At 65.2% G+C, this 250-nt stretch carries 1 pseudogene; it reads left to right on the top strand.

Features of this window, described 5'->3' with window-relative positions:
• A pseudogene (locus SB725_RS32800) lies at positions 1–250 on the top strand (TonB-dependent receptor); the annotation flags it as partial.

Raw genomic sequence — 250 nt, 5'->3', positions numbered from 1 at the left:
CCAACTGGCTGTACGACGGCTGGAGCGTCACCGTGGCGCAGCGACGCTATGGCGAGTGGCAGAGCCGCAACGCCGCCAACCCGACGCTGGACCAGACCTTCGGCGCGCAATGGGTGACCGACCTGGATGTGTCGTACCGCTTTGACCTGGGCCTGACCTTGTCGGCGGGCGCGATCAACCTGTTCGACAGCCACCCGGACAAGCTGGAAGGCGCGCAGCTGTATGGGGTGCCGAAGTATTCCATCACCAG

Source organism: Pseudomonas sp. SIMBA_041 (assembly GCF_046535095.1).
GTDB classification, from domain to species: Bacteria; Pseudomonadota; Gammaproteobacteria; order Pseudomonadales; family Pseudomonadaceae; genus Aquipseudomonas; species Aquipseudomonas mucoides.
Note: the sequence above shows the minus strand (reverse complement) of the source record. Positions and strands in the feature narration are given on the sequence as shown.